General features: G+C 61.1%; 21 protein-coding genes. 12 read left to right on the forward strand and 9 right to left on the reverse strand.

Going from position 1 to position 21440, the window contains the following annotated elements; translation table 11 throughout:
• Positions 1-2 precede the first annotated feature (2 nt).
• Entirely contained in the window at positions 3-671 is a 669-nt protein-coding gene (locus NEZ08_RS16405; RefSeq protein ID WP_298108903.1) for a DUF1614 domain-containing protein, read from the forward strand.
• A gap of 5 nt (positions 672-676) precedes the next feature.
• Here NEZ08_RS16405 and NEZ08_RS16410 read toward each other — a convergent pair whose 3' ends face one another.
• Both NEZ08_RS16410 and NEZ08_RS16415 read right to left on the reverse strand, forming a co-directional pair.
• On the reverse strand, positions 677-2044 hold the full coding sequence (locus NEZ08_RS16410) for an RtcB family protein (protein WP_298108904.1): 1368 nt from the start codon (positions 2042-2044) through the stop codon (positions 677-679).
• 72 nt (positions 2045-2116) lie between these two features.
• Positions 2117-2587: an archease gene (locus NEZ08_RS16415; protein ID WP_298108906.1), complete on the reverse strand. Its 471-nt coding sequence runs from the start codon at positions 2585-2587 to the stop codon at positions 2117-2119.
• Positions 2588-2971: 384 nt separating this feature from the next.
• Between NEZ08_RS16415 and NEZ08_RS16420 the strand changes: the two genes are divergently transcribed.
• The 3 genes from NEZ08_RS16420 (at position 2972) to NEZ08_RS16430 (ending at position 4929) form a co-directional block, all read left to right on the forward strand.
• Positions 2972-3631: a nitroreductase family protein gene (locus NEZ08_RS16420; protein ID WP_298108908.1), complete on the forward strand. Its 660-nt coding sequence runs from the start codon at positions 2972-2974 to the stop codon at positions 3629-3631.
• Positions 3632-3870: 239 nt separating this feature from the next.
• A complete protein-coding gene (locus NEZ08_RS16425) occupies positions 3871-4329 on the forward strand; it encodes a hypothetical protein (RefSeq protein WP_298108911.1) in 459 nt (152 codons plus the stop codon).
• Between the two features lie 396 nt (positions 4330-4725).
• Entirely contained in the window at positions 4726-4929 is a 204-nt protein-coding gene (locus tag NEZ08_RS16430; protein ID WP_298108914.1) for a hypothetical protein, read from the forward strand.
• Positions 4930-4981: 52 nt separating this feature from the next.
• Here the strand turns inward: NEZ08_RS16430 and NEZ08_RS16435 are convergent, their stop codons facing one another.
• Entirely contained in the window at positions 4982-6133 is a 1152-nt protein-coding gene (locus tag NEZ08_RS16435) for a CapA family protein (protein ID WP_298108917.1), read from the reverse strand.
• 11 nt (positions 6134-6144) lie between these two features.
• Complete coding sequence (locus NEZ08_RS16440; protein ID WP_298108920.1) at positions 6145-7146, reverse strand: MBL fold metallo-hydrolase; 1002 nt, start codon at positions 7144-7146, stop codon at positions 6145-6147.
• 132 nt (positions 7147-7278) lie between these two features.
• Between NEZ08_RS16440 and NEZ08_RS16445 the strand changes: the two genes are divergently transcribed.
• Together NEZ08_RS16445 and NEZ08_RS16450 are read left to right on the forward strand one after the other, a co-directional pair.
• On the forward strand, positions 7279-10122 hold the full coding sequence (locus NEZ08_RS16445; protein WP_298108922.1) for an AMP-binding protein: 2844 nt from the start codon (positions 7279-7281) through the stop codon (positions 10120-10122).
• 11 nt (positions 10123-10133) lie between these two features.
• Positions 10134-10583: a YbhB/YbcL family Raf kinase inhibitor-like protein gene (locus NEZ08_RS16450; RefSeq protein ID WP_298108925.1), complete on the forward strand. Its 450-nt coding sequence runs from the start codon at positions 10134-10136 to the stop codon at positions 10581-10583.
• 95 nt (positions 10584-10678) lie between these two features.
• Here the strand turns inward: NEZ08_RS16450 and NEZ08_RS16455 are convergent, their stop codons facing one another.
• The gene (locus NEZ08_RS16455) at positions 10679-10852 is read right to left on the reverse strand and encodes a hypothetical protein (protein ID WP_298108927.1); all 174 of its coding nucleotides are present in this window, start codon (positions 10850-10852) and stop codon (positions 10679-10681) included.
• 76 nt (positions 10853-10928) lie between these two features.
• On the reverse strand, positions 10929-11399 hold the full coding sequence (locus NEZ08_RS16460; RefSeq protein WP_298108930.1) for an aminoacyl-tRNA deacylase: 471 nt from the start codon (positions 11397-11399) through the stop codon (positions 10929-10931).
• A gap of 445 nt (positions 11400-11844) precedes the next feature.
• Between NEZ08_RS16460 and NEZ08_RS16465 the strand changes: the two genes are divergently transcribed.
• The 6 genes from NEZ08_RS16465 to NEZ08_RS16490 are packed head-to-tail and all read left to right on the forward strand — an operon-like array spanning position 11845 to position 17431.
• A complete protein-coding gene (locus NEZ08_RS16465; RefSeq protein WP_298108933.1) occupies positions 11845-12153 on the forward strand; it encodes a hypothetical protein in 309 nt (102 codons plus the stop codon).
• Complete coding sequence (gene acsA, locus NEZ08_RS16470) at positions 12150-13934, forward strand: acetate--CoA ligase (RefSeq protein WP_298108936.1); 1785 nt, start codon at positions 12150-12152, stop codon at positions 13932-13934. Before NEZ08_RS16465 ends, acsA begins: the two co-directional genes overlap by 4 nt.
• On the forward strand, positions 13931-14935 hold the full coding sequence (gene pdhA / locus NEZ08_RS16475) for a pyruvate dehydrogenase (acetyl-transferring) E1 component subunit alpha (RefSeq protein WP_298108938.1): 1005 nt from the start codon (positions 13931-13933) through the stop codon (positions 14933-14935). Before acsA ends, pdhA begins: the two co-directional genes overlap by 4 nt.
• A 7-nt stretch (positions 14936-14942) precedes the next feature.
• A complete protein-coding gene (locus NEZ08_RS16480) occupies positions 14943-15950 on the forward strand; it encodes an alpha-ketoacid dehydrogenase subunit beta (RefSeq protein ID WP_298108940.1) in 1008 nt (335 codons plus the stop codon).
• A gap of 24 nt (positions 15951-15974) precedes the next feature.
• Entirely contained in the window at positions 15975-17174 is a 1200-nt protein-coding gene (locus NEZ08_RS16485) for a dihydrolipoamide acetyltransferase family protein (RefSeq protein WP_298108942.1), read from the forward strand.
• Positions 17171-17431, forward strand: a complete 261-nt coding sequence (locus NEZ08_RS16490; RefSeq protein ID WP_298108944.1) for an acyl carrier protein — start codon at positions 17171-17173, stop codon at positions 17429-17431. Before NEZ08_RS16485 ends, NEZ08_RS16490 begins: the two co-directional genes overlap by 4 nt.
• A gap of 39 nt (positions 17432-17470) precedes the next feature.
• On the opposite strand, the gene NEZ08_RS16495 is transcribed toward NEZ08_RS16490, so the two are convergent.
• From NEZ08_RS16495 to NEZ08_RS16505, 3 genes are all read right to left on the reverse strand, one after another.
• Positions 17471-19195 carry a response regulator gene (locus NEZ08_RS16495; protein WP_298108946.1) on the reverse strand — a complete coding sequence of 575 codons (1725 nt, stop codon included), beginning with the start codon at positions 19193-19195 and terminating at the stop codon, positions 17471-17473.
• Entirely contained in the window at positions 19192-20685 is a 1494-nt protein-coding gene (locus NEZ08_RS16500; protein ID WP_298108949.1) for an ATPase domain-containing protein, read from the reverse strand. The genes NEZ08_RS16495 and NEZ08_RS16500 overlap by 4 nt, the downstream gene beginning before the upstream one ends.
• Positions 20686-20845: 160 nt before the next feature.
• The gene (locus NEZ08_RS16505) at positions 20846-21313 is read right to left on the reverse strand and encodes a hypothetical protein (protein ID WP_298108952.1); all 468 of its coding nucleotides are present in this window, start codon (positions 21311-21313) and stop codon (positions 20846-20848) included.
• Positions 21314-21440 lie beyond the last annotated feature (127 nt).

Consider the following 21440-nt stretch of genomic DNA (forward strand, 5'->3'; position numbering starts at 1 on the left):
AGGTGCCCGCCTTCGCCTTGCTCTTCTTCCTGACCCTGCTGGTCCTTTCCCCGCTTCTATTTGGCGGGCTCATGCTTGCAAGCCTTGAAAAGCTGCACCTTGGCCCATCGGTCGCACTGACACTCGTGGTCGCAATGTTTCTCGGAGGCCTGGTAAATATTCCAATCGTGAGGCTTCGCCGGGAAAGACAAGTCCAAAATAATCCGCTCGCGGTCTATGGGCTCGCGGACTTCTGGCCGCAATTCGCAAGGCACGCACAGCAGACGATCATTGCCGTCAACCTTGGTGGATGCATCATCCCTGTCGCACTGTGCGCTTACGAGATTACTTATCTTGCAACGCTCGCTCCGCGCGCGCTGGCGCTGGGCATGTTCGGGTGCCTCGTCAATATCGGCATCTGCTATTCGGTAGCACAACCGGTCAAGGGAATTGGCATCGCCATGCCAGCGTTTCTGTCTCCCTTTGCGGCTGCCGTGCTCGCTCTTCTGCTCGTACCCGAAGCGGCGCCGCCGGTAGCCTTTGTGATCGGCGTCACGGGTCCGTTGATCGGCGCGGACCTTTTGCACCTCAAGGAGATTGAAGCAACCGACGCAGGCGTCGCGAGTATCGGCGGAGCCGGCACTTTTGATGGCATCGTGCTCTCCGGGATCATTGCCGCGTATCTTGCCTGAAAGGGCTATCCCTTGACGCAAATCAGGGGCCGCAGCCGCGCCACCCTGCGCGCGAGCCCGGCGCGTTCCGCCGCCGCGACCACGGCTCCGACATCCTTGTAGGCCCCCGGCGCTTCCTCGGCGACGCCGCGGGTCGACGGGCTGCGGATCAAGATTCCCTGCGCGGCCAAATCATCGACGATCTTGCGCCCGCTCCACTGCTTCAGCGCCGCATGACGAGACAGCGCCCGACCTGCTCCGTGGCAGGCCGAGGAGAATGCTTGTGCTTCGCTCCTGGCATCGCCGACAAGGATGTACGAGCCCGTGCCCATGCTGCCGCCGATCAATACCGGCTGGCCCACCGGACGCAGCGCTGCCGGCAGGCTTTCGTGACCTGGCCCGAAGGCCCGCGTCGCACCCTTGCGATGCACGAACAGCTTCCGCTGTTTCCCTTCGACCAGATGGGTTTCCACCTTGCAGGTATTGTGGGACACGTCGAAGAGGACACGAAGCTCAGAATGCGGAAAGAAGTGGGCGAAGACGCGCCGGGCGTAATGACCGAGAATTTCCCGGTTTGCCAGCGCACAGTTGGTGGCCGCACGCATGGCGCCGAGATAACGCTGACCAACTTCGGAATTGATTGGCGCACAGGCCAGTTCGCGGTCCGGAAGCACGATGCCGTTCTCAGCAGCCGTCACCACCATTTCTTTGAGGAATTCGGACCCGATCTGATGTCCGAGGCCGCGAGAGCCACAGTGAATGGTGACAACGACATTGTCCTTCGCGATTCCGAAAATTTCGGCAACGACGGGATCAAAGATCTCCGCCACAGCCTGGACTTCAAGATAATGATTGCCGGAGCCCAGCGTCCCCATCTCTTCGCGCTGGCGTTCCTTGGCGCGATCAGAGACGCATTCAGGCCGCGCTCCGGCCATCCGCCCTTCTTCCTCGATGCGCTCGAGATCGGCTTCTTCTCCCCAGCCGCGCTCAACCGCCCACTGCGCGCCCCCGGCGAGCATGGCGTCCATATCGATTGCATCCAGCGTGATCGTCCCAGTGCCACCCACCCCGGCAGGAATCTGCCGCAACAGGGAATCGGCAAGCTGTTTCTGCTTTGGCAAGATCTCGGCGACCTTGAGCCCCGTGAGCATGGTCCGGACGCCGCAGGAAATATCGAAGCCGACGCCTCCTGCGGAGACGATGCCTCCGTGATCGGGATCGAATGCGGCGACGCCGCCGATCGGGAATCCATATCCCCAGTGCCCATCCGGCATCACGTAGGAACCGCGCACTATGCCGGGCAAGGTTGCCACATTGGTCGCCTGTGCGATTGCCTTGTCGTCCATACTCTCTATGAGACCCTGGTCGGCGTAGATCACAACGGGCACACGCATTGCGCCGGAGGGCTCCAACCGCCACGTCGTCGGGTCAATCCGGGTGAAAAGCGCTGTCTCCATACGAACGCCCTAGACGTCCACGACACAGGCGGCTGACCAAAGGCCGTCAGAACCTCGGGTGACCTCGAGGGCGGTGTAAGTGGCACCTTTCGGCTCGGCCGCGGGAGCATGCCGCGGGACATCGACGGGCTCTCCCAATAGCGTTCCCTTCAGCCGGCCTTGCTCGATCTGGACCATGAATTGTCCGAACAACATCCGGCGCACCGCCATTTCATAGATGATCGCATTGAGCCATTCGACAAACAGCAGTTCGAGGTCCGGCGCGCTGCAACTCACGCTGACTTCTGATCGGGGAAGCACGTTCGCGTCCGTCACCACCGCCGTCAGGGCTTTGGCCGCCTGCTCGAAAGCCTCGGCGGGCGTGCTGCCCCAACCCCGCACGCCGATGTCGGCATCGTGAGCAAAGTGTTCCCACCGGCCGCCGCCGGTAAACTCCGACGATCGACGGCAACCCGCGGGCGCAGCTCCAAATGCTTGCATGGTCAGCCTCGCTTGAGGCTGATAGATCAACACTCCTTGCCGGTCTGAGGTTGATGCAGATCAACATGCATCGCCGGCGACCGGGAGGGGACCATCCTGGGTGGGAGCGAGGCTTACGGCGAGGCGCTGCATCTGTCGTCAGAAGCCGACGCCTATTTCGCCACGCACGGATGCCCAAGCGCTCCAACCCGCCTCGGATGAAATGCGAACACAGAACCGCTCTCGCAAAGGAGATTGCACTCTCTCACGTAACCCGCTGACGCCGATCCGTGCTCGCCAAGCGACTAAAGCTCGCGGGCTTGTCCTTCCCCACGCCTTGACCTCGATCAACAAACAACTGCCGCTTCTGGTCAAGCGTTTGCTTCCATTACATGGGAGGGTCTCATGATGACGCGCCGGCAAACCAATTTCGCACTTCTATCCGCCGCTTCGGTCGCGGCAACCGGAATTGCAGCAGCTTCTGACGCCAAGATCATGCAGCTTCCGCCGGCGCGAACGTCGGGTGGAATGCCCCTGAATGAGGCCCTGATGCTCCGCCATTCGACGCGCGAATATTCCAGCAGACATCTGGACCCCCAGCTACTGTCCGACCTGTTGTGGTCCGCATTCGGCATCAACCGACCGAGCGGGGACCGGACCGCACCATACTGGCGGCACATTATGGTCATCGATGTCTATGCGGTGATGGCGAACGGTACTTGGCTTTACGATCCCAGGCGTCATGTCCTTGCCCGGCATCTTGAAGATGATATTCGCGCCAGAACCGGCCTGCAGGATTTTGTCGGAACTGCGCCGCTGAATTTGGTCTACGTTGCGCACGGCGAACGCATGCTAGATGCGTCGGCCGAGGACCGGCGCCTTTATGCATCAGCCGACGCCTGCTTCATCGGGCAAAATGTCTATCTGTTCTGTGCATCGGAAGGACTCGCAACGGTGTTTCGCGGCGCAGTCGATCAAAGAGCCCTCGCCCAAGCCATGCAGCTTGGCAACGATGAGTTCGTTACCTTTGCCCAAACGGTTGGATATCCGGCACACGCCGGATAAGCAGGTCTCGCTAGTGGTTGCGTTCTAACATCCGCACCACTCAGCAGATCGCCGCGCACGCCACACGGGGGCGACGCCACCGGTTCGGCAAGCGCAAACCGCTGCTTACGGGGTTATTTCCCTGGCAACCGGTTCCAGGAACGATTAGCATGCAAGTACCACTGGCCGAGACCCCAAGGTAGGCGCCGGTGGCTGAGAGACCGGTTCGTGCTCCCGCCTGTAACGCGAAGGAGCGCACGGTGCCTTTCCGCCGTCCCAACTCATTCAATCATGTGGCCGTGGTGACGCGCGCCCGGACGCTGATCAAGCACTCGAAAGGCCTGCTCGAACAAGCCTCTACCAGTACATTTCTGGGCGTCAGACATTACGACCCATTCCCTCTCGCGGAGCGCTCCAAAAGGGTACCGTCGCTCAAGGTCATTGACGGGGATCAAGGCCGAACAGAGCGAGTGGATTATTCGGTCGCCATGGAGTGGCAGACCATAAGAACCGCGCCGTTCGGTCGCGATTTGCAATTGGCCGTCATTAAAGCGGGTGGGGTTTACGCGCTCATATTTCCGTGCCGCCGCGTTCTTCGCGGCTGGGTCAAGGCAGAAACCAACGAGTACGTTTATGTTCGGCCGACCCATTGGCGGGAGTGGAAAGACTGCAACTCAGTGCTCTTTCCTCTCGCCACGAGCCTTGAGAAGGACGGCTAGCTTTGTCTCTTCCTCCGCCAGTTCTCGTTCAATGACAGCGCGCTTTCGCGGGTCCTTCTCGGTCTCGAGCAACTTTCTGAAATGCTCGATATTTGCCCTTACGATCCAGTCCGGCATTGTGAGTACCCCGCTCTCACCATCGCCCTTTCCTCTAACTTGAGGCGCGAGGGCACCGCGCACAAGACCAAAGTTCAAAAAAGGAACATTCGGGCGATGCTGACGGGGGGCGGGCTGAATGCCCGTCTGTTCCAAGAGCTTGCCGGGCGACGGCGACCGCCTCCCCTATGATCCGTGGCGGCTGGCAGCACGGATCTGGGGAGAAATGTCCAACAAGTAACCTATGTTATTTGCCCCAAAATCTACCATCCCCATTTTGCCCGGGGCTGGGAAAAGTCAATGGAAACACCGACCTTCACTGCTGAATTCAAGATCGGCGCGCGTATAAGGATCACCGATGCCGCTGGGCCGCGCCTTGCCAGCAAGCAGGGCATCGTCGTCGGCTCCGGCAGATACCGGGATTCAGTTCGCATAACCCTCGACGGCTACAAAACGTCGATGACCCTGCACAAGAAGTACCTCTGTTTCGAGGAGATGTCCTGATTCAAGAAGGCAGTCCGAACGCCGCAAGGACCGGATGCGTTCCATTCCTTGATTAGATACTGCCGGCCGATGTAATGGCGACTTCCAGCTGGCCGTCGGGCGCAAGCACGACTCTTGTTCCAAATCGCCGGCATTCCCGATCGAGTGTCGCCTGAATCCATTCGATGTCGCCTTGCGACGGAATGGACAGACGGAACTTTCTAATCTGAAAGGGCGCCAATTTGAGTGCGGAAAGGCACCCCCGGCCCGAATCCAGATCGGCAAAATACATCAGCACGAGGTCATCGCGGTAGCGATCGTGCCCGCGGATACCTTCATAATCATTCAGAAAATCACCGCAGCCGTACAGGATGAGGCGATCGCGATAGATTTCGATTGGCCTCGGATGGTGTGACGAATGTCCGTGAATGATCGACACGCCCGCCTTGTCGATCAGCTTGCGAGCGAAGCTTCGCTGCTGCTCCGCCGGGACCTGGTATCCCCAATTAGACCCCCAGTGAATCGAAACGACCACAAGATCGCCTGGCTTGCTGAGCGCTAGAATCCGTGCAGCGACCCGCAGCGCGGTCGTCTCGGACAGATCGGACAGAAAATTGACCCCTGGATCACGGTTCGTCGCCGCCCAGTCAACGGGTATACCGCTCGACGGCGAGCCGAACGAGAATACCAGGAGGCGTTTTTTCGACAGATTGAGCACGGCCGGCGCGCGAGCCTCTGCTTCGTTCCACCCCGCGCCGGCCGCCTTGATGTCCAGCCTCTGCAGAGTCGCCAAGGTCTCCTTCAAACCGGCGCGCCCCCAGTCGAGCACGTGGTTGTTAGCCAACGTGCAGCAATCGATCCCGGCGGCGGCAAGACATGCGGCATTTTCCGGGCTCATGCGGTAATTGATGCCCTTATCTACGTGATCATCACTGCGGGTCACTGCGGTTTCCAGATTGATGATGCGCGCATCCGGCTGCATATGCCCGAGATATTCCAGCGCCTCGCCCCAGACATAGGATGGGTGATTGCGCCGCGGAACCGGCCCGTTCGCCTGCTCGGCAAGCAGAACGTAATCCCCGGCCGAGCTCATGTAGTCCTCGTAGATTTCGGGACTGCAGGGATCGGTCAGTATCTGGTCGATACCACGACCGCACATGACATCGCCGCACAAAAACAGCCGTAGCGATCGTTGATGGACATGCGGCTCCCGATGCTCGTGCATGCAATGCCACCTCAGTGCGTCTGCCTGAACGTCGTCATCACCTCATCGAGGAGCTGCCGTTCTTCGCCCGCGTAACGGGGAGAAAAGTGAAATGGCTCGACGCGGCGGACCCCGGCTTCCCGCGCGATTTCTCCGGCAGCGGCGGTCGTCAGATGTCCGCGCTGTCGCGCAAGTTCGGCATCCCTCGCCGCAAATGCCGCTTCGATAAAAAGAAGATCCGCTTTCCGGGCGAGCGCAATGATCGCGGCACGATTGGATGGGATATCGGCAACGTCGGTCACGTAGGCGACTTTCTGGCCGGCGGTGATTGTCGCGAGATCGCGCAGGCTGCCGAGCCGCGCAAAGCGGCCGGCCGCCGCCGTTTCATCGAGTTGGATCAAATGGTCGTCCGCGCGGCCTTCGATGATGGCGCGCTTGAGCGAACGCAGCCAAGCGCCGACCGGAAGACCGCGCTCGGAAAGCCGGGTTTTCCAGATGTTGATATGGGCCGCCTCCTGCAGCGCAAAGCCGAGACAGGCAGCGTGGTGCGTGAGGACCGCCGCCGAGACGCGAAAAGTCGGCTCCTCGCAGAGCACGCCGTCAATGGTGGCGCTCGAACCCAATGCCTCTGCGGCAAACCCCGCTTTCAGCCGGAAACGGGTGGTCACGATGGATTGCGGCGTCTCAAGCTCGTTGACGACGAAGACCAGATCGTAACGATAGCCCTCCGCGAGGTCCCACTGATAGCCTTGCAGCTTGTGATAAACGCGCCTGGCGAGTCCCGGCGGACCGTGGATATGCACGCACTTCTCGCGTCCCACGAGCAGTCGAAGCAGATGGTCGAACCCAACAAAATGATCGATATGCGCGTGGGAGATGAATATCCGGTCGATACGTTGCACCTTGCGCGGAGAGAGTGAGGCAATATCGCCGAGATCGAACAACAGGCAGCGGCTTTCGAACAGCGTCTCGACGTAGAGGGCCGGATCTCCGCAGCGGCCGTTGACAAGAGTCGGATGAAAAAGCGGCCGCATCGGCGTTTCTCACAGCGGTTTTGCTTCGTCGCAGCAGAGCGTCTCGCCCTGGTCCACGGTACTTAAGCCTCGCGCGCGACAGCAAGTTGATCCTGGTCAATGCCGGCCTGACGTTGCGCTCTAGATGAAACTATGGACGATTTGGCACCGGGCAATATGGAGCAGTTGCGCCGCGATAACCTGTTTGCGGTCGTCCGCGACCTCGTCCGCGAGCTTCACCCCCAGCGCAGCCGGTTCATCGACGTCAATCCATCCAGCCGCATCGAGCGCGACCTCGGAATTGACAGCCTCGCCCGCACTGAATTGATCCTGCGCATCGAACGCGCCTTCCAAGTGCGCCTTCCGGCACAAACGATCGGGGAGGCTGAAACCGTCGAGGATCTCGCTCGCGCACTTGAACAAGCCAGGCCCGAGCTTGAGCACGCGGCATTCGCCGCCGCACCCGTATCCGTCCTGCCCGCGGTCCCGGCCGCCAATGAAGCCCGCACACTGATCGAGGTGCTCGAGTGGCACGCCGCACGGCACGCCGATCGGCTACATCTGACCGTGTTGCAGGACGAAGCGACGGTTCTCGGCTCTCTCACCTATGGACAATTGGCAGCCAGGGCCAGGCGGATAGCGGCCGGGCTGATAGAGCATGACATCCTGCCCGGCGACCGGGTGGGGGTGATGCTGCCAACCAGCGTCGAGTATTTTGTGGTCTTCTTCGGCATCCTCTATGCGGGCGCGATACCGGTGCCGATCTACCCGCCCATGCGGCTTTCGCAACTCGAGGAGCATCTGCGGCGCCAGACCGGGATCCTGCGCAACGCCGGCACGAGCATGCTGATCACGCCGGAAGAAGGGTTAACGCTGGCTGGTTTGCTCGGCAATCTGGTCGAAAGCCTTCATACTGTTATGACCGTCCCGCAAGTTGAAGCATCGGCGAAGCCGGTCACGTTGCCGCAGTTGCAGGACGCGAACGCAATTGCGCTCATTCAATACACATCGGGAAGTACCGGCGACCCAAAGGGCGTCGTACTTTCTCACGCAAACCTCCTCGCCAACATCCGCGCGCTGGGAGTCGCGATGGACGCGAGTTCCGCCGACATCTTCGTCAGCTGGCTGCCGCTCTATCACGATATGGGGCTTATCGGTGCCTGGCTCGGATGTCTGCACTTCGCCGTGCCGCTTTATGTGATGTCGCCGCTCAGCTTTCTGGTCCGCCCGCAAAGCTGGCTCTGGGCGATGCACCGGTATCGCGCGACTTTTTCGGCCTCGCCCAACTTTGGCTTCGAACTCTGTCTCGCCAAGATCACCGAAGACGACATCAAGGGACTTGACCTGTCCTCCCTGCGCATGCTCGTCAATGGTGCCGAGCCAGTCAGCGTCCAGACCTTGCGCAAGTTTACCGAACGCTTCGCGCGTCATGGATTTCCCGCTCAGGCGATGGCGCCGGTCTACGGGCTGGCCGAATCCTCGGTCGGCCTCGCCTTCCCGCCGCTCGGCCGGCTCCCGGTCATCGATCGGGTCAATCGGGACCAGCTCAGCATTCATGGCATCGCGGAAGCCGCGGATCCGAACGATGCGGCCGTGCTGGAGATCCCGGCTTGCGGCCAGCCGATTTCAGGCCATGAGATCCGAGTTGTCGATGAGGCGGGCTATGAACTGGGCGAGCGCCGGGAAGGACGAATCGAGTTTCGCGGTCCGTCGGCCACGCGCGGCTATTTTCGCAACGAGTCCAAGACGCGCGAACTTCTGCACGGCGACTGGCTCGACACCGGCGATCGCGGTTACATGGCAGACGGCGACATCTTCGTCACCGGGCGGATCAAGGACATCATCATCCGTGCCGGCCGGCATCTCTATCCGCAGGAGATCGAAGAAGCGGTCGCAAACGTACCCGGCGTGCACAAGGGCGGTGTGGCAGTGTTTGGCGTGCCCGATCGCGCCTCGGGGACAGAGCGGGTTGTCGTGCTGGTCGAGACCCGCGAGAGCGATCCCGCCGCGCGCGCCGCCTTGCAGGCGCGTGCACATGGCGTTGTGACGGATGTCGCGGGCACACCGCCCGACGAGATCGGGCTGGCGCCGCCGCGCACCGTCCCGAAGACCTCAAGTGGAAAGATCCGCCGCAGCGCCGCGCGGGAACTATACCTGAGCGGTCGGATCGGACAGACGCAGCCAACGCTGTGGTGGCAGCTGCTACGCCTCGCACTGTCGAGCGCGGGTCCACGGCTGCGAAGGCTGGGCCGACTGCTCGGCGAAAATCTCTATGCCGCATGGTGGTGGACGATGCTCGGCGGCGCATTCGCTGCCGGATGCGGGGTCGTACTGATCCTGCCGAATACCAGGTCGCGCTGGGCCGCGCTGAGGCGGATCGGGCGGGCCGCGCTGGCGGCCATGGGCATACCGCTTACGATCCGCGGGATCGAAAAGATCCCGGCGGAAGGTGCGGTGCTCGTCTTCAATCATTCGAGCTACATGGATGTATTTGCGCTCGCAGCGACCCTCCCGGGCGAGCCAGCCATGGTTGCGAAGCGCGAATTAGCGCAGCAGCGTATCGCCGGAGCCGTATTGCGCCGGCTCGGCACTCCCTTCGTCGAGCGTTACGATGTGTCCGGCAGTCTTGCCGATGCGGCCGCCTTGGGCGCACTCGCCCGGGAGGGCCGGCTCCTGGTGTTCTTTCCCGAAGGAACATTTACGCGCAGGGCCGGCTTGTCCGGCTTCTATCTCGGCGCCTTCAAGGTCGCCGCCGATGCCGGCCTTCCCGTTCTGCCGGGCATCATCAAGGGTACGCGGACGGTGTTACGCAGCGACCAATGGTTTCCCCGCCACAGCGCGATCAGCATCGAGATCGATGATCCGGTGCCTCCCAAAGGTCGTGATTTTCAATCCATCGCTCAGTTGCGTGACGAGGTGCGTCGATCGATGCTCGCACGATGCGGGGAGCCGGATCTCGAAGAACTTGTCAAGCCTCAACCGACGTCTCCCGCCTGATGGAGGATGCCATGAAACTCAGTTCCAGCGCTTTCGCCGACGGAGCCGCCATTCCCCGACGGTTCACCTGCGATGGAGAGGACATCTCGCCGCCCCTGCAATGGTCAAATGCGCCGGAGGGAACACGGAGTCTCATCTTGCTCTGCGATGATCCCGATGCTCCGGCCGGCACATGGCACCATTGGGCGATTTACGACATTCCGCCGACCTCAACGGAGCTTGTCGAAAACCTTGCGGAAAAGGCGAAGATGAAACAGGCGGTCAATGACTTTCGAAAAACAGGCTATGGCGGTCCCTGCCCGCCTCATGGCCATGGGCCTCACCATTACCATTTCCGCCTGCTCGCGCTCTCGACCGACCATCTTCGGGTCCAACCCAATCCGTCCTGCCGCGAGGTCGAACGAGAGGCGCGCAAGTTCATCCTCGCAGAGGCAACGCTGGTCGGTTGGTACGAGAAATAGCCGTAGCATTTGAGCCCTCTCGATGCGCGGCGAGGTACCGAGCGGACTGTCAGGATCTGCAAGCCGCCTCGCGGCCCCGGCAAGGTATGACACGCTTATTCGCCGCGATCTCCACTGATGCCCGGTCTGCTGTCATCCAGGAGAGCCAGCGCTTCGTCAATCTCGGCAAGAAGCCGCTCGATTTCGTCGCGCTCATGCACGCCCGGACCTTCCTCTAGTCGATCCAGCAGCCGCTGCTTTTCGGCGAGGAGCTTTGCAAGGCTCGTCATCGTACAATCCTGACCGCCTATAACAAGGTGTGCCGCAAACTACCTGCGCCACACTTTTTTCTGCGGCAAGCGACGCCTACGGAGCTTCTGCGAAGCGCTCGTGCCGGGCACCGGCCATAAGGTTCTGAAACGCGCTGCCGCTGAGATGAACGAGGCTCGCATGATCGCCGCCCTCAAGATAGATCTCTGGCGCACCTGCCAAGCTGTCGTCCACTACGACTTTTAGCCCATAAGCGGCCCCGAGCGCAGGAACCGCGCCCGGCTCGCAATCATGAAATAGCGCTTCAATCTGCTCTTCATTGGCCATGTCCACCTCTGCTCCGAGCTTTTTGCGGAGTTGGCCGAACTGTATGTGGCCCGAGGCAGGCAACACCGCCACCATAAAGCCGTCGTCCCCCTTCAGCACCACGGCCTTGGCGAGGCGATCAAGCGATACGTGGCTCGTTTTGGCGCTGTCCAATGCCGTTGCCGTGTGTGGATGCTCCACAACATCATATTTGACGCCTTGTTCGGCGAGATAGCGCGCTAGCGTAATTGCAATGCCCATAGCGTCCCTCCCATCCAGTTCCCATTATCTAAAGCGCAGAGAAGCCATTTGAATGACTCCCGCTGCGACGACCGGCCGAACCGTGCCGCCGCAACATCCAAAAGCACGTCATAGACAGCGCTCATTTCTCCACACACCACCGGCAAGGAGTTGATCTTCCTCAAGGTACTGAAAGGACTTTTGTAGCCGTCTTCATCTTGTTTGCGGTCCCTCAGCAGTGAATGTCGCCCGGTCAATGCGGTTCCGGGCACGCGTTGCGCTGCGAGGTATGTTGTCCGGCGCGCTTCCAACCCGCCGAGCGACAGCGATTTTCGAGCCGCCGATTTCCGAAGCTCCGCAGCTTATGCCGCGCGATCAGCACCGGTTGACGCAGATCAATACGATCTCCTGTTTGAGGAACCACAGTTTCAACTAACAGGAAGCTGAAGAGACCGCGAGGAGGCTCGTGCTGTTCCGCGAAATGTTGTCCTTCAGCAAGAAGGAAGCCGAACCACTGATGGAATACCCGGTCTCGTTCTGCGACAGAATGGAGAGCTTCGGCAAAACACCTGTCGCTTCGCAACAGGAGCACATGCAGGCCACCTGGCGGAAGTTCGACGATGGCGTGCGCGCGATCGTGCCGTTCTTCGAAACCGAAATGCGCGGTGTGCCGATGTTGCAGCGGCTTTGCGAGGTCATGCTCGGCGCGGACAGTGCGAGGGGCGCGCCGGGCGCGCCCGTCGGCCCCCCGCAACAAGCTGGAGCCTCCTCATGATCACTATGGACCCGACAGCGAACGCTCGCGATGAACGAATCCGCAAGCGGCCTGAGGACTATCCTGGCGCCAACCTCTCCAACTACGAGGATTTCATCGGAAAATTCGCCTGGGACCAGGCACGTGCCTTGCTTGACGGGCTGCCGGGCGGCGGCCTCAACATCGCTTACGAGGCGATCGACCGCCATCTGAAGGCGGGCCGCGGTGACAAGCTTGCTTTGCGCTGGATCGCTCGCGACGCCAAGATTCGCGACTTCACCTATAGCGCGCTTGGCGCGCAGGTGAACCGCTTCGTCAACACATTGGCGGAGCACGGAATCCGCAAGGGCGACCGCGTTTTCTCGCTGCTTGGACGAGTGCCCGAGCTCTATTTTGCGGCGCTCGGCACGCTAAAGAACGGCAGCGTCTTTTCACCCTTGTTTTCGGCGTTCGGACCCGAGCCCATCAAGGCGCGAATGACGATCGGGCAAGCCAATGCTCTCGTCACCACGGAAGCCCTCTATCGTCGCAAGATCGAGCCCTGGCGCAAGGAACTGGCAAGCTTGGAGAAAGTCTTTTTGACCGAATGCTCGGCCAACCTGCCGCCGGATACGATCGATCTTGCCGCGGCGCTCGCGCAAGCGTCCGAAGTCTGCGAGACCGTGCAAACTCTTCCCGAAGACATGGCGCTCCTGCACTTCACCAGCGGCACCACGGGCAAGCCGAAGGGCGCGATCCATGTGCACGAAGCCGTCGTGGCCCACAACGTCACCGGCAAGCTCGCCCTCGATTTCCATCCTGACGATATTTTCTGGTGCACCGCCGACCCCGGTTGGATAACCGGAACCTCCTACGGGATCATTTCGCCGCTGACCAACGGCGTCACGATGGTGATCGATCAGGCCGAATTCGACGCCGAGCGCTGGTACCGCATCCTCCAGGATCAGAAGGTCAGCGTTTGGTACACGGCGCCGACGGCGATCCGGATGCTGATGAAGACCGGCGCTGATTTCGCCAAACGATTCGACCTCTCCAGACTGCGCCTGCTGGCGAGCGTCGGAGAGCCGCTCAACCCGGAGGCCGTGCTGTGGGGAATGCAAGCCTTCGGCAAACCCTTCCATGACAACTGGTGGCAGACCGAGACCGGCGGCATCATGATCACGAACTTCCTGGCGATGGACGTGAAGCCGGGATCGATGGGCCGGCCCCTGCCCGGGATTGCGGCGGGGATTGTCGAACACCTCGAAGGCGGCAGCGTGCGCGAAATCACCAAACCCATGGCGATGGGCGAACTCGCACTACGTCCCGGCTGGCCATCGATGATGCGAGGCTACCTCAACGAGGAAGCGCGCTACAAGAAGTGCTTCGTGAACGGCTGGTATCTCACCGGCGATCTCGCGATGCGCGACAGCGAGGGGTACTACTGGTTCGTCGGCCGCGCCGACGACGTCATCAAGAGCTCCGGCCATCTGATCGGCCCGTTCGAGGTCGAAAGCGCGCTGATGGAGCACAAGGCCGTCGCTGAGGCCGGAGTGATCGGCATTCCGGAGCCGACCGCAGGTGAAGTGGTCAAGGCCTATGTGGCCCTCAAGGATGGCTTTACGGCAAGCGAGGCGCTACGCAAGGAACTGCTCGGGCATGCGCGGCAACGCCTTGGTCCGGCAGTCGCGCCGAAGGACATCGCGTTCCGCCAGAATCTTCCGAAGACCCGCAGTGGCAAGATCATGCGCCGTCTGCTCAAGGCCCGCGAACTTGGTCTCCCCGAGGGCGACATCTCGACGCTGGAAAGCGAGGAACGATGACGGTCGCAGCCGCAAAGCCGCATTTGTCGCGCGAGCATATGCTGGACATGTTGAGGCAGATGATCCGCATCCGCCGCTTCGAGGACAAGTGCGCCGAGCTATACACGCAAGAGAAGATTCGCGGCTTCATGCATCTCTACGACGGCGAAGAGGCGGTTGCTGTCGGTGTGATCGCTGCGCTGGAGAAGCGCGACCGGATCGTCGCGACCTACCGCGAGCACGGGCAGGCGCTGGTGCGCGGTGTGCCGATGACGTCCGTGATGGCCGAGATGTATGGCAAGCAGGAAGGTTGCAGCCGCGGACGCGGCGGCTCGATGCATCTCTTCAACGCCGCCGCAAATTTCTATGGCGGCAACGCCATTGTCGGCGGCGGCCTGCCGTTGGCGGTCGGGCTTGGGCTTGCGTCCCACATGCAGGGCGACGATCTCGTCAATGCCTGCTTCTTTGGCGACGGCGCGGTCGCGGAAGGCGAATTCCACGAGAGCCTGAATTTGGCGGCGCTCTGGCAGCTGCCGGTGCTGTTCGTGTGCGAAAACAATCTCTATGGCATGGGTACCGCTTTGGCCATCTCGGAATCCGAAACCGATATCCACCGCAAGGCCGAGTGCTATCGGATTACGTCCGAGATCGTCGACGGAATGGATGTGGTCGCGGTCGAGGCGGCGGCCCGCCGGGCCGTGCAGGCCGTACGCGACACCCGAAAGCCCTATTTCCTCGAATGCCGCACCTATCGGCTGCGCGCGCATTCGATGTTCGATCCGCAACTTTACCGTGACAAGGCCGAGGTCGATTCATGGCGGCCGCGCGAACCGATCGCACGCTTCCAGGGGTGGCTCGAGGCCAATCACATGATCCATCCGGACGAGGTCTCCCGCTTGACCGGGGAGATCGATGCCGAGATCGAGGCGGCCGTCGCTTTCGCCGAGGCGGGGACGTGGGAGCCTGTCGAGCAGCTCAGCCGCTTCGTTTATGCCGACAGCGTCGTGCCGACCGGTCAATGAGGGCATCATGCAGCAGGAGCTACCCGGGACTGACCCGATCGAGCTGACTTACCGCGAAGCGGTCCGCGCTGCCCTTCGCGATGCGCTTGCCCGCGACAAGCGCGTCTTCCTGATGGGCGAGGACGTCGGCCGCTATGGCGGCTGCTATGCGGTGAGCCACGGGCTGCTCGCCGAGTTCGGACCGGAACGGATTCGCGATACGCCGCTCTCGGAGTCCGGATTCACCGGCGCCGGCATTGGTGCCGCGATGGCCGGCATGCGCCCGATCGTCGAACTGATGACGGTAAATTTCAGCCTGCTCGCGCTCGACCAGATTCTCAACAGCGCAGCAACCGTGCGCCACATGTCAGGCAATCAGTTCGGCGTCCCGCTGGTGATCCGCATGGCGACCGGCGCCGGCCGCCAGCTTGCCGCCCAGCATTCTCACAGTCTCGAAGGCTGGTACGCGCATATCCCCGGCATCAAGGTGCTTGCGCCGGCTACATTGGAGGATGCACGCGGCATGCTGTGGACGGCGTTGCAGGAGCCCGATCCGGTCCTGATTTTCGAGAACGTCATGCTCTACAACATATCCGGCAAGCTGCCACGAGATGCGGGCGCGGTCAGTATCGACAAGGCAGTCGTCCGCCGTTGGGGAAGCGATGTCTCGCTGATTACCTATGGAGGTTCGCTCTGGAAGACGCTCGAGGCAGCGACCGCGCTGGCGGCCGAAGGCATTGAGGCAGAAGTCGTCGATTTGCGCAGTCTGCGACCGCTCGACGATGTCACCATCATGGCTTCGGTAGGCAAGACACGGCACGCTGTCGTTGTCGACGAAGGCTGGCGTTCCGGTAGCCTCGCCGCGGAAATCGGCATGCGCATCATCGAACAGGCGTTCTGGTCGCTTGATGCACCAATCGGCCGGGTTTGCAGCGAGGAAGTCCCGATCCCCTACCCTCGCCATCTCGAAAATGCGGCACTCCCGCAGGCGCCGAAGATCGTGACCGCCGCGAAGGCGGCGCTTGGCCGGGCATGAGGCAGCGCCGTGGAAGAGTTTCGCATGCCCTCTCTCGGTGCCGACATGGAGACCGGCACGCTGGTGGAATGGCTGGTGAAGCCGGGCGATTTCGTCAAGCGCGGCGATATCGTTGCGGTGGTCGAGACGCAAAAAGGCGCGATCGAAATTGAGGTCTATCAGCCCGGTCAGATCGTACAATTTCTCGTCGATCTTCACAGCAAGGTGCCGGTCGGAACGCCGCTCGCACTGATCAGGACCGAAGGCGAAGCGAAGGCGGCGGCTCCGCCCCCGTTGGCGGCTGCTGCCGCGCCTATGCCGGCGCCCCCGGTCATACCGCAACCGGCCGCCGCCGTGATGCCTCCGCCGGCGCGACCACCAGTGCCTTTACCGGCAGCTGCCGGCGTCGCAGCCCGAAAAGCGGCATCGCCGGCGGCACGGCGGCTTGCCGAGGAGCGCGGCATCGATCTCTCAGCGATCGCTGGGAGCGGGCCTGGCGGGGCCATCACGTCGACTGACGTCGAGCGCCATCTTGCTGCGGCCGCGCCGCCGGCTGAAGCGAAGCGTCCCCTGGGCCTCGATCTCGCAGCGATGCGGGTAGCGATTGCAGCCGCGATGGCGCGATCAAAACGCGACATTCCGCATTACTATCTCCAGCATCAGATCGACGTCACGCCATGCGAGCATTGGCTCGCCGCAAGGAACGCCACCCTGCCACCGGATGGCCGCCTTTTGATCGGCGCGCTTGCACTGAAAGCCGTCGCCGTGGCTATTGCTCGCTTCCCGGCGTTCAACGGTTTTTACCGCGACAACAAATTCGAACCCTCGGCAGCAGTGCATGTCGGCGTAGCCATCGCGATCCGCGGCGGCGGGCTCACTGCGCCGGCACTGCATGATGCCGACAAGCTGTCCCTCGACGATTTGATGAGCGGGATGCGAGATCTTGTGCAGCGTACGCGGGCCGGACGGATGCGCAGCTCGGAAATGACCGATCCAACGATTACGGTCTCAAGCCTCGGCGAGCGCGGCGTCGAGGCGCTTTATGGCATCATCTACCCACCGCAGGTCGCAATCGTTGGCTTCGGCAAGGTGGTGACGCGGCCCTGGGTCGTTGACGGCGCAATCGAGCCGCGGTCGGTGGTGACCATCACCCTGGCCGGCGACCACCGCGTCACCGACGGGCACGCAGGCGCACTATTTCTCGCCGAGATCGGTAAACTGTTGCAGGAGCCCGAAAAGCTATGAGCGAAGCCGACATTCGGAAGGTCGTACAGGAAGAACTCAACAACATTGCTCCTGAAATCGACATCGCAACGGTCGATCCGGCAGCCGACTTGCGCGAAACGATTGACATCGACTCGATGGATTTTCTGAACCTCGTGACCGCTCTGCATCACCGCACCGGGCTCGAAATTCCGGAGATCGACTATCCCAAGCTTGCCACCCTGTCCGGCATGGTGGCCTATCTCGAAGCCAAGCTGAAATCGGCCAAGACCGCTTAGGTTACTTTTCCGCATCTTAATTTTACGGCGTGCGCGTATTCACATCAAACAACGACTTGGTCGTGTCACTTCCCGTGAGGTCAAATCACCACAATTGGAACCGATCAGAGCAGCCGCAACAGTTTCAGCGAGCTCGCGGACATTGAATGGCTTCCCTATCGTTCGCGATCCGCCGATACCATTGAGTGCGGCACGATCAGCATATCCCGTCACAAACACGATCGGCAGGGATGGGTAGCGCGTTCGAACCCGCCGCGCCACCTCGGCGCCGCTCATCCCGGGCATCGCGAAGTCCAGCAGCAACAAATCGATATGCTCTGCATCGAGGATATCAAAGGCAGCTCCAGCGCTGCCTGCTTCCAGAACCTCGTATTGCAACTCGTTCAGCATGTCCGCGGTCACTTGTCGCACGGCATCATCATCGTCAACCAACAGCACCCGCGCGTGCAACTCGGACTTGCTCGCTTGTGCCTGAACGGGGCCGCGTTCGGCCTCTTGAGAGAGCTGAGAACGCGGCAAGAAGATATGAATCGAGGTGCCTTCGTATTCAACCGTATCAACACGCACGCCGCCGTTTGACTGCTTGGCAAATCCAAGAACCTGGCTGAGGCCGAGCCCGGAGCCTTTGCCGATTTCTTTCGTGGTGAAAAACGGCTCGAACACGCGAGCTCGCACTTCCGGCGACATGCCGGAACCGGTATCGGAGACACATATCTCGACATACTCGCCGGGGCCCGGCTCTTCAGGCGTTTCGGGTTCGCCAAGGCGAACGTTGCCTGTCGAGACTTGCAAGCGTCCTCCTACACCCATCGCATCGCGAGCGTTGATCGCAAGATTGAGCACGGCCAGTTCGAGCTGTGTTGGATCGACCAGCGCATGCCAGAGGCCTTCTGTCAGCACGGTCTCGATCTGGATGCTGCCGCCCATCGTGCTCTGCAACAGATCCCGCATGCTGGCGACAGTGGCATTGAGATCGAGCACCCTGGGCTCAAGTCGCTGGCGGCGGGAGAAAGACAGCAATTGATCCGTTAGCTTGGCGCCGCGTTCGGCTGCCGTACGCATCATTGCGAGACGCTGAGACAGCTTTCCATCAATGCCGCGCGCCGCAAACTCCCGCTCCACGAACGCGATGTTGCCAAGGACGACCGTCAAAAGATTATTAAAGTCGTGAGCGACACCTGAAGTCAATTGTCCGACCGCTTCCAGACGCTGCATTTGTCGCAAAGTGCTTTCAACGCGCTCACGCTCCTCGATCTGAGCCAGAAGTTGGCGATTTGCAGCAGCGAGTTCCTTGGTGCGTTCCTGGACCCGGAATTCGAGCTCTTCGTTTAGCCTGCGGCACTCATACTGGCGCCGCCGCCCGCGCAAATGCGTCCGGACAACGCTGATCAGCGTCGTCGGATGAAAGGGACGTTCGAGAAAGCTGACGCTTCCGAGTGTGTCGGTGATCTGCGCCGCCAACGGATTGCGCTCGAGTCCTCCGCCGTGTTCGGTAAGCACGATGAAGGGGAAGTCCGACCACGCCGGCTGTCGAGTGACCCATTCCGCAAGATGCCGGGTGTCTATGCCGCGAAACGCTTCCTCGGTCACGATGGCAAGCTCACAACCGGAATGAATCCCCGATAGTAGCTCGTTGATCGATTCGCAAATCTCCGCTCGCAGATTTGCCTCGCACAGAATGGCTTGCGCAAGCACCGCATCTCGCCCGCGCGGCGCCAGGATCAGAGCTCGCTCCGTCCCCTCGGAATGAACTGCCCTGTTCACAGACTCTCCATGAGCGGCGCCTTGCTGCCGACATAGGTCGGTATGCCTCGCAGCACCCCCTGAAACTCGACCAGCGGCTCGCCCACGACGATACCTTCTCCACCGATCTTCAATTCACGTATTGTATCTTCATGCGCACCGGCGCGCTTCTTGATCACCGATATTGCACGCCGAACGCGACCCATCGCCTCAAAATAGCGCAGCATGATCACGGTATCGGCGATGTAGGTCGCATCGACAGGCTGCTTCATGTCGCCCATCATGCCATGCTGCGCCACAGTGAGCAGCGTCGCCGCGCCGCGCCGGTTGAGATACTGCAGCAGTTCGTGCAGATGAAGGATCAGGAACTGCTCTTCCGGCATCGCCGAATGGTAGCCGTTCAGGCTGTCTATCGCGAGGGCGTGGATGTTCTCCCGGTCAACACACCTGCGCACCCGGTGACTGAACTCGCCTGGTGACAATTCAGCGGCGTCCAGCTGTTCGATAAACAGCTTGTTGTCGTTGCGCATGGCTTCAAGATCGATACCAAGGCTCTTGGCGCGCGAGATCAGAAGTCCCAGCTCCTCATCGAAGACGAAAAGACCAGCCCGTTCCCCGCGCCGAACGCTTGCCGCCAGGAATTGCAGGACCAGCAGCGACTTTCCCGTGCCGGCCGGCCCGACGATGAGACTGCTCGAGCCGGCCGTGAGGCCACCGCCCAGCAACGAGTCCAATTCGGAAATGCCGCTCTTGAGGATGGCACCTGCAAAACCCACCCGATGTTCGGCCGCCACCAGGCGGGGAAATACCTGTATGCCGCCATGTTCGATCACAAAATCATGGTAGCCACCGCGAAAACTTTGCCCCCTGCATTTGGCTACGCGCAGGCGCCGCCGTTCAGCGCCATAATTCGGCGCGAGCTGGTCGAGATGGATCACGCTATGTGCAATGGAGTGGACCGCCCGATCCGTGCTTTCCGTTGTGAGATCGTCGAGAGTAATAACAGTCGACTTATTACGGGCGAAATAGTGCTTGAGACCGAGAATTTGCCGCCGGTACCTCAATGAACTCTGGGCAAGCAGCCGAATTTCGGAGAGGCTGTCGATGACAATGCGTTGCGGCTTATGTTCTTCGATCGCTGCAAAAATGCGCTCGATGGTCTCGCCAAGCTCGAGATCAGACGAATAGAGCAGGCTTTGATGCTGCTCCGGATCGAGCACGCTTTCGGGTGGGACCAGTTCGCAGATTTTCACCTGCTCGCCGATCGACCATCCGTGCGACGCCGCCCCTTCCCTGAGCTCCTCCTCAGTCTCGGCAAGACTCACATAAAGCCCGGTTTCGCCGGCGGCGGCTCCCGCAAGCAGGAATTGGAGCGCAATGGTCGTCTTACCCGTGCCCGGGGTACCTTCGAGCAAGTGCAGCCGGTTTCGAGCAAGACCGCCCTCCAGGATATCATCCAGGCCGCGGATTCCAGTTTGGGCGCGCAGAAGAGTGTGGTTGGCGAGAGTCATCCGTTTCGCAGGGGATCGTGGGCGGGTTGCCTGAAACGCCTTTGGAACCTTTTAAGTTCCCACAGTTAGAAGCAAACCGAAGGGTTTCCGCGATTGATTTTCCGTAATGGCGCGGTGAGCCGGGCTCCAAAGCCAGTAGCCCTGCCGGAGCCGCCGCCCATCACCCAAGTTCGCCGTCGAGATGCTTTTGCAGTAGCACTCCGGCCGCGTCCGCGGCGAACTCCATCAACGTAACGTCGAAATCCCGGAGGTCGGCGGGTTGGGCATATCCCATCACGAACGTGCCAATAGGATGTTTGCCGCGCCCGTGGACCGGGCGAGACTGCAACGAGCGGATCCCATGAAGAATGCAGACCTCGACGAAGCGTTCATCAAAGCGATCTTCCTTCGTCAGGTCCTGCGAAGTGATTATGGCATTGCCATCCATCGCAGCCGTACATGCCCCGAAGTAGGGCGCGCCCATCGCAAGATCCCTGATCGATGATTGAAATGTTGTCGGCAGACTAGGAAAGATCGCGCGAGCCAGGTGCGTACGGTCGACGCTGGCAATGCTGACTCCGGCTCTGGATCGGGGCGCCATAGCTTCGACGCGATTGCACAGCGACAGAATGGATGATTCCAAACTCATGATTCTCGCTTCTAGAAACCCTCCGGCAACCTATCTTCAAGTGCTTCGGTCCAATACGACCGGATCTGCGTGCCGCTCATGCAATATTGCGATAAGTCGCTTACTCAAATTGAGCCGTCGTTCGACA

It is taken from the genome of Bradyrhizobium sp., from assembly GCF_027451485.1.
Classification (GTDB): Bacteria; Pseudomonadota; Alphaproteobacteria; order Rhizobiales; family Xanthobacteraceae; genus Bradyrhizobium.